Genomic DNA, 791 nt, shown 5'->3' on the forward strand with positions numbered 1-791 from the left:
GGAGGGAAACTCATGTCGCTACTGCTTGAACCAAGTAAAGAACAAATAAAAGAAGAGAAACTGTATCAGCAAATGGGTGTCAGTGATGATGAGTTTGCATTGATAGAATCCATTCTTGGAAGATTGCCGAACTACACAGAAATCGGAATTTTTTCTGTCATGTGGTCTGAGCATTGCAGCTATAAAAACTCAAAGCCGATTCTGCGTAAATTCCCGACAAGCGGCGAGCGTGTGCTGCAGGGGCCGGGGGAAGGCGCCGGAATCGTTGATATCGGTGATAACCAAGCGGTTGTGTTCAAAATTGAATCACATAACCACCCATCAGCTCTCGAGCCTTACCAAGGCGCTGCGACTGGCGTAGGCGGAATTATCCGTGATGTATTCTCAATGGGTGCACGCCCAATCGCTGTATTGAACTCTCTTCGATTTGGTGAACTGACTTCACCACGCGTGAAGTACTTGTTTGAAGAAGTAGTAGCGGGTATCGCCGGATACGGCAACTGTATCGGCATCCCGACAGTCGGCGGAGAAGTGCAGTTTGACAGCAGTTATGAAGGAAATCCGCTCGTCAACGCAATGTGCGTCGGTTTAATCAATCATGAAGACATCAAAAAAGGCCAGGCAAAAGGTGTCGGCAACACAGTAATGTACGTAGGAGCGAAAACTGGGCGTGACGGCATCCACGGCGCTACGTTTGCTTCTGAAGAAATGTCAGACTCGTCTGAAGAAAAGCGTTCTGCTGTCCAAGTCGGCGATCCGTTTATGGAGAAGCTTTTGCTTGAAGCATGTCT

1 protein-coding gene is annotated in these 791 nt (G+C 48.2%); it reads left to right on the forward strand.

Annotation, left to right across the window (positions count from 1 at the left end; all coding sequences use genetic code 11):
• Positions 1-12: 12 nt before the first annotated feature.
• Positions 13-791 (forward strand): AIR synthase related protein (locus ACWHAR_RS25925; RefSeq protein ID WP_452088281.1); only part of this gene is annotated, 779 nt, incomplete at its 3' end.

This window comes from Bacillus sp. LR--39 (assembly GCF_053613335.1).